The sequence below is a fragment of the Variovorax sp. PAMC 28711 genome (assembly GCF_001577265.1).
Classification (GTDB): domain Bacteria; phylum Pseudomonadota; class Gammaproteobacteria; order Burkholderiales; family Burkholderiaceae_C; genus Variovorax.
This window is the reverse complement of record NZ_CP014517.1, coordinates 4,237,975-4,250,735: the sequence shown is the minus strand read 5'-3', so window position 1 is coordinate 4,250,735 and position 12,761 is coordinate 4,237,975. Positions and strand designations below refer to the sequence as shown.

Here is a 12,761-nt window from a genome sequence, read left to right as displayed (position 1 = left end):
AGACCGAGCGCGCGTGATTTCTGTAGGCCGGAGCGTTCGCGATGGCTGCTGCGGCTGCTCGGCCAGCCGTCGTTGCTGGGGAGTATTCGTTTGAGCACCGAGCGCGGCTTGTGCCCTGTGCTGTCGCTCGTTGGGACCAATGGGTTCTGACACACATCGTTCCAAACGGGGGTGTCCTCACCGCTGCCAAATTCACACGCGGGCGCCATCAATGGGTGGTGACATGAATCGTGATACGACTCGACTTTGCCGTCCAAAAGGAAAAAAGCCCGCTATCGATTAAATAGCGGGCTTTCCAGTGGCCATGCGGCTTGTGTATGGCTCCCCAGCGCAAGCGATGCTGAGAACTGGGTGGTGCAGTTTAACGCCTAGTCTTTTAAGTAAGCACTCGTGATACGGGTGCTATCAGAGTGTCCACAAGCGCTTCTTCTTCTCTTTTCGATTCGGCAGGTTTTTCTTTCGGCGATGTTTCCAAAAGCTCGGGCTGTGCAAGAGGTTGTAGCGCTTCGATCACATCAACTAACGGAAAGTTTCTACGCTCCTCTAATAATCGAGCGACCATTCGTTGGGGAGCTGTCGGGAGCGAAGCTTCTTTTGGAAGTTTTGCGTCGGCAGCGATGAATTGCTGAACGATTATCCAAGCCGAATAGAATAATTCCATGAAGGCGGCGTCATATGGCAGTGGGCAAACAATTAAATTCTTTGCGCCATCTAATATAATTTTATCGCTGCCACCTTGACGAGAAGGAACTATGCCGACTCTTAGACCCGTAGCACCTTCTAGCTGCGCTGGATTAATTTTGACTGTCGTTCCAACCCACCTGTCAGAGTCGGTCATGCCAAGAAAAAGGTCTGCCTTCCAAGCGCCACTAATGCTCGCGGGCAAATAGAGTCGGGTGGTGGGTCGTCGAAAGGCTGCTGCAAGTTGGTTGATGTAGCGCTTTAGTTTCGGTGGTTGCGCTTGGGCGCCGGTCAGCAATCTTGATTCATCGGTCAATAAGTCGTGCGCAGTGTCTATAAGTCTAAGAGAACCACTTTTCTCGGCTCCAAAAAGGATTGATGCCAATTTTTTTCCAGGAACCTTACAGTGCTTCTGCATGGCATCTTGAATCTTTTCAACCACCTTTGCATCTTTTCGTTTTACGGCGTCGTGAACTGCATATTCAAAGCATATTCCGATGTCACCGTCTCCTGGCCGGTATAAGCGGGGAAGCATTAGCACTTTGACTTTCTCAAAACCTCCCACTTCTGCAACAACTTCATGCTTAAGAGCATACAAAAGCCCTTGAAGAATTGGCCTGACAACGGCAATCAATGCGGAAACTTCGTCGCCTACGGCATTCAGTTGATTTTCTATTCTGATGTTGATTTGAGCCATTTACTGTGCCTTAGGTGAAAACGGTCCCGTTTATGTAACACGGGGGTCTACGGGTACAAAACGGGCATCCTACTTGTTTCTATGTGTTTCGTAACTCCGCACTTGTAGGGTTGTCCACGGCGGCGGGTGGGTGGGCGGCGCTTGCGACTCCCGCACGCGCGCCCGACGCGGTGGGCAACCCGTACCCGGCCGAAGCCAAATTATGATTGACATTCAAAAAAATGTTGTGAAACACTTGTCGCAACATCCGGAAGGTTTTCATGAAGTCAAAGCAGCTCCACTCGGTCTGGTCCGCGCCAGACAACACGCGACTCACTTCCAAGCAGTCGTCCTTTCGCCTCCCCGTCCACGTGGCCGCCAAGCTTGCGGCCATCGCCGAGATGTACCCAACCAAGACGCGGACGCAGATCGTTGGCGATCTGCTGTCCACTGCGCTCGAGGACTTGGCATCTGCGCTTCCATCCATCGCGGGCCGACAAATCGACCGCATCGGCACGCCGGATGGGCCGACGGTAAAGGTGTTCGAGGAGGTCGGGCCCATCGGCCGCTTTCAAGTTCTCACGAACAAGCATTACCTTGAGCTGGAGAAGGATCTGGGCAACGATCAACCCGAGAAGTTCTTTAAAACCGAGCTGGTCGTCATTGAGGAAATGACGGCGGATGAGATGGACGCTGAGCAGGCGAGAGAGTGGGAGAGTCGGCGGTGAGACTTCTCCTGTCCGGCCTCGACACCGTCGAAGCTGCCTACTACTTTCGGCCCTCGCTCGGTTGCCTGCTGGACTTCGAGACGATCGGCGCCAAGCGTGAGGCGATGAAGGCTTCAAAACGGCGTGATCCCGTGCTGCTGGAGCTCGGTGGCAAGGAGTTCATGCTCGCCGGTCATGGGACCGGCTCAGGCTATCCCTTCCTGATGGAGAACGGCGAAGCCGCGATCCAGTTCGGCGAGTTCAACAATCCCGGTTTCTACGTGACGTATCGCAGTCACGCGCTATGGCACAAGGGTGCACAGGCCCTGCATCGCGAGATGCGGGACTGGGCAACCGCAGTGCGCATGTCCCATGGCCCTGAGGAATCACTGTCGCGTGTGGATTTCACCTTTGACGTGGAGTTGCCAGTGGTCGATTTCGACGAAGACTCATTCGTGACACTGGCCGCGAAGGACGCACAGCACCGCAAGGATCGACGCTTGCAGACACTGCGATTTGGCGAAGGCGATACCGTCCTGCGTATTTACGACAAGTCGGCGGAGATTCAGGAGGCAAGCCAGAAGACTTGGTTTCACGAGCTGTGGGGAGGCGTTAACGCCAACGTGTGGCGCATCGAGTTTCAAGTCCGCAAGGACGTTTTGCGGCGGTTTTCCATACGCAGCTTTCAGGACTTGTTCGACGGCGCAGGCGATGTGCTGCGCTATCTCGTCCACGATCACACAACACTGCGGGTCCCGCAGAACGATTCGAATCGCTCGCGGTGGCCGCTGCATCCACTATGGCTGCTGCTGCAGGACCATGTCGACGACTTGCCAGCTCAGGGCGTCATCCGTGAGGTCGATCAAGCTGCGCTGCTCAAAGAACGCTTGATTCGTTTGGCTTCCAGTGTGGATGGCTATTTGAAACGCACGGCTGCCATCGACGCTGTGCGGCGAGGGCTGCCGTGGGTTTCTCATGCAGAAGCACTTGATGAACTCGATGCTCTGCTTCGCCTTGTGCATAACCCGTTGACCTGGCGCACGGACGTGGAGAAGCGGGCAACGCAGATGAGGTTGGGGCAATGGTGAGCCTTGCTGCCATCCTCGCCCTGTTGAACCATCGCAAGAACCGGGTGCTGCGCATTGCCGAGGCGGCACTGCCTGAATCGCAGTTCCGGGCTTTTCGAGGCTTGCTGCTCGACGAGTTCGGTCGCGAAGGACTGGAGACGGATTTGGAGCGGTTGATGGTTGAGAGGGATGGAGGTGTGGACAGGGCAGGCCGATACGTGCAAAGGAAGGAGGTGCCCAATGAGTGAAAGAACCCACGCACCACCTTGAGGTCGTTGTAGATCTCGAAGACGATGCTCCGGTGACAGCGCGCGAGATGAAGCTGCTCGCGGATCTGCTGCCCGAGTTGCTCAGAGACTTGATTGCGTTGCAGGACAACGCGGAGTGAAGAAAAATGGCCGTTGCGCTCTATGCACGCGTATCCACTACCAAGCAGGCGGACAAGGATCTCTCGATTCCTGACCAGCTGCGACAGATGCGCGACTGGTGCCAGCGCAACGGCCAGCCCATCGGCAAGGAGTACATCGAGGCGGGAGCATCTGCCACCGATGACCGGCGACCCGAGTTCCAGCAGATGATCGCGGACGCGACACTTAAGCCGTCCCCCTATACGGCGATCATCGTGCACTGAACCGCACCGGGTTTCGTAGAGGCCAGTTGGTTTAAGTCAGGCCGGTATGACGGCCTGCTCGGCGAGATGCCGGTAGTAGTTTGCCTCAGCCTCGGCGGGCGGGATGTAGCCAATGGGCTCCAGCAGTCGATGGTGATTGAACCAAGACACCCATTCGAGCGTCGCGAGTTCCAAGGACTCCTTCGTCTTCCAAGGCGCCCGGCGATGGATCAATTCGGCCTTGTAGAGACCGTTGACCGTCTCGGCCAGAGCGTTGTCGTAGCTGTCGCCTTTGCTGCCAACCGACGGCTCCACGCCGGCCTCTGCTAACCGCTCGCTGTAGCGGACAGAGACGTATTGCGAGCCCCTGTCGGAGTGCGCCACAAGGCTTCGATCGCGTTCCGGCTGCCTTGCGTACAGTGCCTGCTCCAGGGCATCAAGGACGAAGTCTGTCGTCATCGAACTGCTGACTCGCCAGCCTACGATGCGTCTGGCGTAGACGTCGATGACGAAGGCCACGTATTGCCAGCCTTGCCAGGTAGAGACGTACGTGAAGTCCGAGACCCAAAGCTGATTCGGCCTGTCGGCCTTGAACTGCCTGTTGACTTTGTCCAGCGGGCACGGCGCCCTGCGGTCGCTGATCGTCGTTCGTACGACTTTGCCCCGCATGACGCCGCGAAGTCCGAGGCGTTTCATCAGCCGTTCAACCGTGCATCGGGCCGCCGCTGTGCCTTCGCGAGCCAACTGCCGCCAGACCTTCTCGGCGCCGTAGACCTGCATGTTGGCTTGCCAGACGCGCTTGATCTCTGTTGCAAGAATGTCATCGCTCTGCGCTCGTGCGCAGCGCCGTTCCGGCTCGCGACGAAGCGCCGCATGCCGTCGATACCCGGACGGGGAGATCTGCAAAACCTTGCAGATCGGCTCGACCCCGAACGTATCGCGATGCTCGTCGATGAGCTCTCTCAGGACTTGAATCGGCGGTCGAGCTCCGCCTGGGCGAAAAACGCACTCGCCACCTTCAGGATCTCGTTGGCCCGGCGCAATTCCTTGACCTCGCGTTCGAGCTCTTTGACGCGCTGCGCCTCCGACGTCGTTACGCCATCGCGCGCGCCGGAATCTATCTCGTGACGCTTGACCCATGTCAGCAGCGTCTGCGGCACGCAGCCGATCTTCGGGGCAATCGATTCGACCGCCAGCCACAGCGAGGGGTACTCCCCGCGGTGTTCCAACACCAGGCGCACCGCGCGCTCGCGGACCTCAGGTGAGAACTTGTTCGACTTGTTCATGGCTCCATCTTCTCAAAGGGTGGAGCCTCCACAAATCCCGGTGCGGTTCACACAGCCTGTCGCGCTTCTTCCGCGACTTCATCGAGTTTGCGCTGTATGAACGCAAGCTGAACAAGGCGGGCGTCAAGCTGCTGTCGATCACCCAGCAGACCAGCGACGATCCATCGGGGGAGATGGCGCGCCGCATCTTCTCTATGTTCGATGAGTACCAGAGCAAAGAAAACGGGAAGCACACCTTACGGGCGATGAACGAGAACGCCCGTCAAGGCAACTTCAACGGGTCTAAGCCGCCCTTTGGCTACAAAACGGAGGAGCTCGATCTTCCAGCGGCCAAGGGTCGGAAGAAACGGCTGGTCATCGATGAGGCCGAGGCGCCGACAGTGCGCCGGATGTTTGAGCTGTATTCGCAGGGGTTACAAGGGCGTGACATGGGCTGCAAGCAGATCGCGGCCTACTTCAACGAGCGCGGAGTGTTGTTGCGTGGCGCTAAGTGGACCCGGACACGCGTTCACCAACTGATCTGCGATACGGCATACGTCGGTGACCGAATCTTCAACAAGAAGAACATGCGCACCAACGAGCTCAAGCCACAGGACGAGTGGGTAGTGGTGAGCATTCCCTCCCTCATTGCTAAGCCGGTATTCATGGAAGTCGCGCGTAAGCGCCATGAGCGCTCGCCTGCAGTGACACCGGCTCGCGTCGTCAGCAGCCCGACCTTGCTGACCGGGTTGCTACGCTGCGCCAACTGCGGCGCAGGAATGACCACCGCCACCGGAAAAGGCGGGCGGTATCGCTACTACAAGTGCAACACGCGGATCGGCCAAAGCTCGGGCGCTTGCTGCACCCCAGCTGTGCCGATGGAAAAAATGGACCGCCTCGTGCTCGATGCGTTTGCGGACAAGGTGCTCACGCCAGAGCGCCTGAAAGAAATGCTGCGTGAAATGAAAGGGCACCTCAAGAGCGCTCATTCCCGCCAGGACGAAACAATCGGGATGCTCCAGCGGGAGCTCAACGAGTTGGAGACGGCAACGAACCGCCTTTACGACGCGGTGGAGAAGGACCTGCTGCCTATGGACGACATGCTGCGCAGCCGGGCTCAGAAGCTGAAGTCACGGCGCGATGCGGTCTTGCTGGAAATGGCTGGAGCTCGACGAAGCAAGGAAATGCCGGTCGCTGCACTGTCCTCGAAGAAGCTCGAAGCGTTTGGCGCTGCGCTACGTGCGCGCCTGACAGACCGGGAGGGCGGCTTCTCGAAACGCTACCTGCATGAGTTCGTCGGCGAGATTCGCTTCGACGGAAAGATGGTGACGATGCAGGGGAAAAAAGCGACGCTGCTAGCTGCAGCTGCTGGGAGTAGCGAGCTGGGCACTACAAGAGTGCCCAGCTCCGTACATCATTGGCTCCTCGACCTGGGCTCGAACCAGGGACCTACGGATTAACAGTCCGGCGCTCTACCAACTGAGCTATCGAGGAACAGCAGCCTCAAATTATAGCGTGGTTTTTTGAGGCTTCAAAAGCTGCGCGACGTGGCAATGCATCAAAGCGACGCAGTGAAGGCGAGGCGCAGCGTGCGGGGTGCGCCGGGGAACAGGTAGACGTGGCCGAACTGGTAGGGCGACTCTTTCCAGTAGCGCTTGTCGGCCACGTTTTCCACGGCGATGGTCCAGCTGGTGTTCACGTTGTTGAGCCGGGTGTCGTAGCGCAGCGCGGCGTCGAAGCGGGTCCAGCCGGGCAGGCGGATCGAGCCATCGGGCAGCACGTTGCGGCGACCTTCGTGCGAGAGCTGACCTTGCACTTCGAGGCCGGGCACGGCAGCGATGCGGTAGCCGACCTGTGCGCGCACGACCTGGCTCGGCACGTTGGTCGGATGCTCGCCGTTCAGGCTCGGGGAGAGCGTGCTGTCGCGACGCTTGGCGTCGATGAAGGTCACGCCGCCGGCGAGGCGCCAGGGGCCGGTGTTCCATTGCGCGTTGGCTTCGAGGCCGCGGTGCACCGCGCGGCCGTCGTACTGGCCGGTGCAGTCGGCGCCGCTGTTGTTGCAGGTGTCGATGTTGGTCATCGGGCGCGAAATGTTGAAGTACGCGACTTGCCAGTTCAGTGCGTTGTCACCGCCCTTGAAGCCGAATTCCCACTGCTTCGATGCGAGCGCGGGCAGCGCTTCGCCGGCATTGGCGTACTGCGAAATCTTGTTCGGCACGACCTGCGATTCGATCCCCTTGCCCCAGCTTGCATAGGCCAGCAGGCCAGGCTGGACCGCGTAGCTCGCCGCGACCCACGGCGTGGTCACGCTCTGGTCGTACTGCGTCGGGCGCGAGCCGTCGGTGCGCACGCTGCCGCGGTCGAGGCGCGTGTGACGCACGCCGAGCCAGGTGGTGAACTGGTCGTTCCAGCGGATGGCGTCCTGAAGCGTGAGCTCGGTCGATTTTTCGTCGCGGTTGGTACTCGCGTCGGTGAGCGTGGGGTCGGCGGGCACGATGGCGGTGCCCAGGACGTTGCCGGTGCCGACGTAGTTGTAGGCCTGGTCCTGGAAGCGGTTGCGCACCCGGCTTTGAAGGATGCCGAAGCCGAGCTCGTGCTTCACTCCGCCGGTCATGACGTTGCCGTTTACCTTGATCTGCCCGGCGGTTTGCGTACGGCGCTCGTTCTCGCTGCGGAAGTCGTAGAAGTCGAAAGTGCCGTCGCTGCAGTAGCGGTCGTAGTTGCCTTCGGCGCTGCAGCCGAAGGCGTAGGCGAGGCGGTCGTCGGTCTTCAGGCGCTGCTGCCCGAGCTGCGCGCTCCAGCGCCAGTCGGCATTGAGGGACTGCGTGAAGCGCAACGTGCCGGTGAGCGCGCCGAATTCCGAAGGCTGCGACCAGGGCTGGTTGTTGAGGTTGATGCGCGGGTCGACCGGTTGCGGCAGCACGTTGCCGAGCAGGCTGTAGCCGTTCTGGCTGGGTTGCGTCTTCCGGCTGTATTCGATCTCGGCTTCGAGGATGGAGTCGCGGGTGATGCGCCAGTCGGCCGCGAGCGACAAGAGCTTGCGGTTGCCGTCGAGGTTGTGCACCAGCGGCTTCAGGTTTTCAGCGGCCACGTTCAGGCGATAGCCGAACTGCTGCTCGCTGCCGAAGCGGCCACCGAGGTCGATGGCGCCGAGCAGGCTGCCGCGGCTGGTCGTTTCCACGCGCACTTCGCGCAGGTCTTGTGCGGTCGGTCGCTTGACGACGTAGTTGACGAGCCCGCCGGGCGCGCTGGTGCCGGCCTGGATGCCGCTGGTGCCGCGCAGGATCTCGACGCGCTCCTTGTTGTCGAGCGGGATCGACGTTTCGGCGCTGATCGGCAGGCCCTCCCGCCGGTAGTTGAAGCGGTTGTCCAGCACGAAGCCGCGCACCGTGAGGTAGTCCCAATAGCCGGCGGAGTTGTAGGCATCGGTGACCGACGAATCGAACTGCGCAAGGTCGGCCAGGCGGCGCGCGCCGCTGGCCTGGATCTGCTGGTTGTCGATGACCGTGGCCGAGAGCGGCAGCTCGCGCAGCGGCACGTCGCCGAAGCCGCTGATGTCGATCTGCTTCGGCGTGCTCTGGTCGGTGACGGTGATGGCGGGCAGCGTCGCGTCTTGCGCGTAGCTGCTGCTGCCGGCGGCGATCAGCACCATGGCGGCGAGTGCGCGCGGGACAGGTGCGGCGGGCCATTTCGGCTTGCCGGATTTCTTCGGGATGACGTGGTGGTTTGCCATGACGTTCTTTCAGGACGTGATGGCAGGTCGGCCTGCGAAAGCTTGGTGCGGCACCGAGAGGTGCGCCGCGGCTTGTTCGACATGCTTCCCTGCGCGAGGATTACCTCAATCAGGTTCAAAGGGACTTTCTCAGTCTCGGCGCAGAGCAGAACTCCGTGCGTCAACACCCCTAGCGGCCTTGCGCTTGTGCGCAAGGTGGTCGAATTCTAGCGAGCCAGGTGGTCCACGCCGAGCAATGTATGCAGGCGCGTGCTGGTCGTCGTGTACTGCAGCGGGATCGATCGGCCCGGGAACACGATGTCGGTGGCGCCCCAGGCCGCCAGCGTGGCTTCATGAAAGCCGCACACGATGAGCTTCTTCTTGCCCGGATAGGTGTTGATGTCGCCCACCGCGAACACGCCGGGCTCACACGTCTGGAACGTCGCGGTGTTGACCGGTACCTGCTTGCGTTCCAGCGCGAGGCCCCAATCGGCGATCGGCCCAAGCTTCGGCGAAATTCCGAGGCAGGCGATCAGCGCATCGAGCGGCAGATCGAGCGTGCTCGCGTCGGGCTTCGTGATCTGCAGCGTCTCGCCATCGAACGCTGACGGTTGTCCGACCGCAAACCCCAGCTTGCCATCGGCGACCAGCGCCCGCATCGCATCGACCCGTGCCGGGTCGGCCTGGAAACCATCGCGCCGATGCACCAGCGTGACCTGCTTCGCCAGGCCGGTCAGCGCGATCGCGGTGTCGAGTGCAGCGTCGTCGCCACCGTTGACCACCACCACCTGGTCGGCGAAGCGGTCGAGCGATTCGGGGTGATAGAAAAGGCGCTGGCCCTCGAATCGCGCGATGTCGTCGATCGCAATGCGCCGGGGCACGAAAGCGCCGACGCCGGCTGCGAGAAACACGGTCTTCGCCACGAACGACGAACCGCCGCTGGTACCAAGAAGCCAGCGCGCATCAGCCTGCTTCGCCAGCGTCGCGACCTGCTCACCGAAATGAAATTGCGGCTTGAACGGCGCCACCTGCTGCAGCAACGACTGCGCCAATGCACGGCCCGTGGTGACGGGCGTGCCCGGAATGTCGTAGATGGGCTTGTCGCCGTACAGTGCCACGCACTGGCCGCCCGCTGCGGGCAGCGCGTCGACGATGTGGCTGGAAATTTCGAGCAGCCCGAGCTGGAACGCCTGGAACAGCCCGACCGGGCCGGCGCCGATGATCAGCGCATCAGTTTCGATTGGGGCATGCATTTCTGTTCCAGGAACACCGCTGAACCGGCTTCGTCGGGCCGCTGGTGTTGCCCCCGGCGAGGGGGTTGGCGAAGCGACACGAAGTGCGCGAAGACTGGGGGTGTGCTTACTTGACCAGTTCGCCGATCTTGTCGGTCTTGTCTTTCCAGTCGTCGGCGTCGGGCAGCGCCGGCTTGCGCTTCGTGATGCTTTTCCAGCCATCGGCCAGCGCCAGTTCGGCGTTGAGTTTGATGAAGGCAAGCTGGTCGGCCGGCAAATCTTCTTCGGCGTAGATCGCGTTGACCGGGCATTCGGGAATACAGACGGCGCAGTCGATGCACTCGTCCGGATCGATCACCAGCATGTTCGGACCTTCGCGGAAGCAGTCCACAGGACACACGTCGACGCAATCGGTGTATTTGCAACGGATGCAGGATTCGGAGACGACGTGAGTCATGGTTCTGGTGAGCGGAGCGGGGAAAACCCTAGATTTTAACGATTCAGGCGGACGCCTGTACGAGCACGGCTGCAGAGGTCTTGTGCGAGGCGGTGTCGACCAGCACGAGCGAACCGAGCGCGCGCGATTGGGCGAACGGCAACACGGCCAGCGGCTGCTGCAACGAGAGCACCACATCGCCGATCGCGTTCGCTTCGAGTTGCGCGGTTGGCTCGGATTCGAGCGTCGTGATGTTCACGCGATCGACGATGCGCGCGACCTTGGCCTTGACCCAGCGATGGCCCTGCAGCGCCCAGTAGACGCGGCCCGCGACGAGCGGCTCGTCGTCGAGCCAGGCGATGGTCGCGGTGATCTCGCGGGTCGGCTCGAACGCGTCGGGCGCCAGCAGCCAGTCGCCGCGCGACACGTCGAGTTCGCGGTCCAGCACGATGCCCGCGCTGTGGCCTGCGTGCACCGACTTCGGCGCGCGCGTATGGCTCAGCACCTGTGCCACGGTGGCGGTCTGGTTGCTCGGCAGCACGGTGATGCGCTGGCCGGGTTCGACATGGCCGCTGGCCACGCGGCCCCAGAAAATGCGGCGGCCTTGCGAGGTGTCGGCCGAAGACGAAAACTTTTCGACCCACTGCACCGGGAACGCGAAGGGCACGGCCTCGTCCTGCACCGTGACGGGCAGGGCTTCGAGCAGGTCGAGCAGCGTCGGACCGGTGTAGCCGCACCAGTCGGCTTGTTGGGCGCAGGGTGTAGCGACGTTCCAGCCCTTGAGCGCCGAGATCGGCACGATGGCAGCGACCTTGACGCCGGCCGCTTTGGCGAAGCCGGTAAGCGCCGCCGAGATGCGTTCAAACGCCAGATCGGCATCGGCGATGGCATCGAGCTTGTTGACCGCGAACACGATCGACTGCACGCGCAGCAGGTTGCACAGCAGCGTGTGGCGGCGGGTTTGCGGCAGCAGTTCGCGCTTGACGACCTCGCCGTCTTCGACCTCGGCGGCCCAGGCCAGCTTGGTCGCGTCGACCAGCACCACCGCGGCATCGGCGGCCGAGGCGGCCGTCACCATGTTGCGCGTGTACTGCTCATGGCCCGGCGCGTCGCCGATGATGAACTTGCGTTTGGCGGTGGAGAAGTAGCGATAGGCCACGTCGATCGTGATGCCCTGTTCGCGTTCGGCCGAAAGGCCGTCGGTCAAGAGGGCCAAGTCGGTTTCGCCGCCACGCTGCACGCCGGCGAGCTGGTCTTGCAGCACGGTCTTGCTGTCGACCAGCAGGCGCCCGATCAGGGTGCTCTTGCCGTCGTCGACGCTGCCGCAGGTGATGAAGCGCAGGGCGGTGCCGGTGTCGGCGGCGACCGCCGCGGGGGAAAGTTCAAGAACATCGCTCATCAGAAATACCCGTCTTTCTTGCGCTTCTCCATCGAAGCCTCGGAGGTCATGTCGTCCATGCGCGTCGCGCCGCGCTCGCTCACGTCGACCGTGAGTGTCTCGATCACCACGTCGCCAGCATCGGCCGCGAGGCTCTGGACCGGGCAGGTGGTGGTGATGTCGCCCACGGTGCGAAAGCGCACGTCGCGCGTCTGCACGGTTTCGCCGGCGCGTGGCGGCGTCAGTTCGGTCACCGGCACCAGCAGGCCGCGGCGTTCGACCACTTCGCGCTTGTGCGTGTAGTAGATCGACGGCAGCTCGACGTTCTCGCGCTCGATGTATTGCCAGACGTCGAGCTCGGTCCAGTTCGAGATCGGAAACACGCGGAAATGTTCGCCCGGTGCGAGGCGCGTGTTGAACAGCGTCCACAGTTCGGGGCGCTGGTCCTTGGGTTGCCACTGGCCGAACGAATCGCGGTGCGAAAAGATGCGCTCCTTGGCGCGCGCCTTTTCCTCGTCGCGCCGGGCACCGCCGATGAGCGCGTCGAAGCGGAACTCTTCGATGGCTTCGAGCAACGTGACCGACTGGTGTGCGTTGCGCGATTCGCCGGGATGCGCCAGGCGCACGGTGCCGCGCGCCATCGAATCCTCGACGCTGCGCACGATGAGTTCGGCGCCGAGTTCCTTCGCGCGGTGATCGCGAAAGGCCGTGACTTCGGGGAAATTGTGGCCGGTGTCGATCATCAGCAGCGGATACGGAATGCGACCGGAACCGAAAGCCTTCTCGGCGCACTTCAGCAGCACCAGCGAATCCTTGCCGCCCGAGAACAGCAGGGTGGGGCGCTCGAAGGCACCGGCGACTTCGCGCAGGATGAAGATCGCTTCTTCCTCGAGCGCGTCGAGTTGGGTGTTGGACAGTTGCGCGGGAGAGTGCATCGGGGGCAGCAGCAGGTCGGGTTCGGTACGGGCGTTCATCGGATGGCTTTGTTGTGAATACG

13 protein-coding genes, 1 tRNA gene and 1 other annotated feature are annotated in these 12,761 nt (G+C 61.7%); of the genes, 6 read left to right on the top strand and 8 right to left on the bottom strand.

Features of this window, described 5'->3' with window-relative positions; genetic code table 11:
* Positions 1 to 376 precede the first annotated feature (376 nt).
* Positions 377 to 1,378 carry a hypothetical protein gene (locus tag AX767_RS21135; protein WP_082755100.1) on the bottom strand — a complete coding sequence of 334 codons (1,002 nt, stop codon included), beginning with the start codon at positions 1,376 to 1,378 and terminating at the stop codon, positions 377 to 379.
* Positions 1,379 to 1,728: 350 nt separating this feature from the next.
* Here AX767_RS21135 and AX767_RS20495 point away from each other — a divergent pair, with 350 nt between their 5' ends.
* From AX767_RS20495 to AX767_RS20480, 5 genes are read left to right on the top strand one after another with little or no spacing between them, the layout of a single operon-like run.
* Positions 1,729 to 2,085 (top strand): hypothetical protein, encoded by a 357-nt coding sequence (locus AX767_RS20495; RefSeq protein ID WP_168164845.1) that lies wholly within the window; start codon positions 1,729 to 1,731, stop codon positions 2,083 to 2,085.
* Positions 2,082 to 3,152 (top strand): hypothetical protein, encoded by a 1,071-nt coding sequence (locus tag AX767_RS20490; protein ID WP_210392523.1) that lies wholly within the window; start codon positions 2,082 to 2,084, stop codon positions 3,150 to 3,152. The genes AX767_RS20495 and AX767_RS20490 overlap by 4 nt, the downstream gene beginning before the upstream one ends.
* On the top strand, positions 3,146 to 3,379 hold the full coding sequence (locus AX767_RS20485; RefSeq protein ID WP_068633081.1) for a hypothetical protein: 234 nt from the start codon (positions 3,146 to 3,148) through the stop codon (positions 3,377 to 3,379). Before AX767_RS20490 ends, AX767_RS20485 begins: the two co-directional genes overlap by 7 nt.
* On the top strand, positions 3,376 to 3,519 hold the full coding sequence (locus tag AX767_RS21465; RefSeq protein WP_156481095.1) for a hypothetical protein: 144 nt from the start codon (positions 3,376 to 3,378) through the stop codon (positions 3,517 to 3,519). Before AX767_RS20485 ends, AX767_RS21465 begins: the two co-directional genes overlap by 4 nt.
* Positions 3,520 to 3,525: 6 nt before the next feature.
* A complete protein-coding gene (locus AX767_RS20480; RefSeq protein ID WP_068633079.1) occupies positions 3,526 to 3,762 on the top strand; it encodes a recombinase family protein in 237 nt (78 codons plus the stop codon).
* Positions 3,763 to 3,798: 36 nt separating this feature from the next.
* Here the strand turns inward: AX767_RS20480 and AX767_RS21130 are convergent.
* Positions 3,799 to 5,027 (bottom strand): IS3 family transposase gene (locus AX767_RS21130; protein ID WP_156480933.1). Its coding sequence is split into 2 segments (ribosomal slippage): positions 3,799 to 4,739 and positions 4,739 to 5,027, totalling 1,230 coding nucleotides; the frame shifts between segments, so codons are not numbered across the junction.
* Positions 4,633 to 4,749, bottom strand: a sequence feature (AL1L pseudoknot). (Overlaps the previous gene by 117 nt.)
* Between AX767_RS21130 and AX767_RS22295 the strand changes: the two genes are divergently transcribed.
* Positions 5,003 to 6,466 carry a recombinase family protein gene (locus AX767_RS22295; RefSeq protein ID WP_443082788.1) on the top strand — a complete coding sequence of 488 codons (1,464 nt, stop codon included), beginning with the start codon at positions 5,003 to 5,005 and terminating at the stop codon, positions 6,464 to 6,466. The genes AX767_RS21130 and AX767_RS22295 overlap by 25 nt on opposite strands.
* Here the strand turns inward: AX767_RS22295 and AX767_RS20460 are convergent.
* The 6 genes from AX767_RS20460 to cysD all read right to left on the bottom strand — a co-directional run bounded on the left by AX767_RS20460 (position 6,425) and on the right by cysD (position 12,738).
* Positions 6,425 to 6,500, bottom strand: a tRNA-Asn gene (locus AX767_RS20460). The two genes, AX767_RS22295 and AX767_RS20460, sit on opposite strands and share 42 nt — an antisense overlap.
* A gap of 64 nt (positions 6,501 to 6,564) precedes the next feature.
* Positions 6,565 to 8,739, bottom strand: a complete 2,175-nt coding sequence (locus tag AX767_RS20455; RefSeq protein WP_068633076.1) for a TonB-dependent siderophore receptor — start codon at positions 8,737 to 8,739, stop codon at positions 6,565 to 6,567.
* 206 nt (positions 8,740 to 8,945) lie between these two features.
* Positions 8,946 to 9,971, bottom strand: coding sequence for an NAD(P)/FAD-dependent oxidoreductase (locus AX767_RS20450; protein ID WP_068633075.1), 1,026 nt, complete (start codon positions 9,969 to 9,971; stop codon positions 8,946 to 8,948).
* Positions 9,972 to 10,077: 106 nt separating this feature from the next.
* On the bottom strand, positions 10,078 to 10,407 hold the full coding sequence (fdxA, locus tag AX767_RS20445; RefSeq protein WP_068633072.1) for a ferredoxin FdxA: 330 nt from the start codon (positions 10,405 to 10,407) through the stop codon (positions 10,078 to 10,080).
* Positions 10,408 to 10,450: 43 nt separating this feature from the next.
* Positions 10,451 to 11,785 carry a sulfate adenylyltransferase subunit 1 gene (locus AX767_RS20440; RefSeq protein WP_068633070.1) on the bottom strand — a complete coding sequence of 445 codons (1,335 nt, stop codon included), beginning with the start codon at positions 11,783 to 11,785 and terminating at the stop codon, positions 10,451 to 10,453.
* Positions 11,785 to 12,738 (bottom strand): sulfate adenylyltransferase subunit CysD, encoded by a 954-nt coding sequence (gene cysD, locus AX767_RS20435; RefSeq protein WP_068633068.1) that lies wholly within the window; start codon positions 12,736 to 12,738, stop codon positions 11,785 to 11,787. The genes AX767_RS20440 and cysD overlap by 1 nt, the downstream gene beginning before the upstream one ends.
* Positions 12,739 to 12,761 lie beyond the last annotated feature (23 nt).

Excerpts from the sequence above, each read along its gene's own strand:
- AX767_RS20450 (WP_068633075.1), bottom strand. The coding sequence starts at position 9,971 with ATGCATGCCCCAATCGAAACTGATGCGCTGATCATCGGCGCCGGCCCG.
- cysD (WP_068633068.1), bottom strand. The coding sequence starts at position 12,738 with ATGAACGCCCGTACCGAACCCGACCTGCTGCTGCCCCCGATGCACTCT.
- AX767_RS20485 (WP_068633081.1), top strand. The coding sequence starts at position 3,146 with ATGGTGAGCCTTGCTGCCATCCTCGCCCTGTTGAACCATCGCAAGAAC.
- AX767_RS20440 (WP_068633070.1), bottom strand. The coding sequence starts at position 11,785 with ATGAGCGATGTTCTTGAACTTTCCCCCGCGGCGGTCGCCGCCGACACC.
- AX767_RS20480 (WP_068633079.1), top strand. The coding sequence starts at position 3,526 with ATGGCCGTTGCGCTCTATGCACGCGTATCCACTACCAAGCAGGCGGAC.
- fdxA (WP_068633072.1), bottom strand. The coding sequence starts at position 10,407 with ATGACTCACGTCGTCTCCGAATCCTGCATCCGTTGCAAATACACCGAT.
- AX767_RS20455 (WP_068633076.1), bottom strand. The coding sequence starts at position 8,739 with ATGGCAAACCACCACGTCATCCCGAAGAAATCCGGCAAGCCGAAATGG.
- AX767_RS21135 (WP_082755100.1), bottom strand. The coding sequence starts at position 1,378 with ATGGCTCAAATCAACATCAGAATAGAAAATCAACTGAATGCCGTAGGC.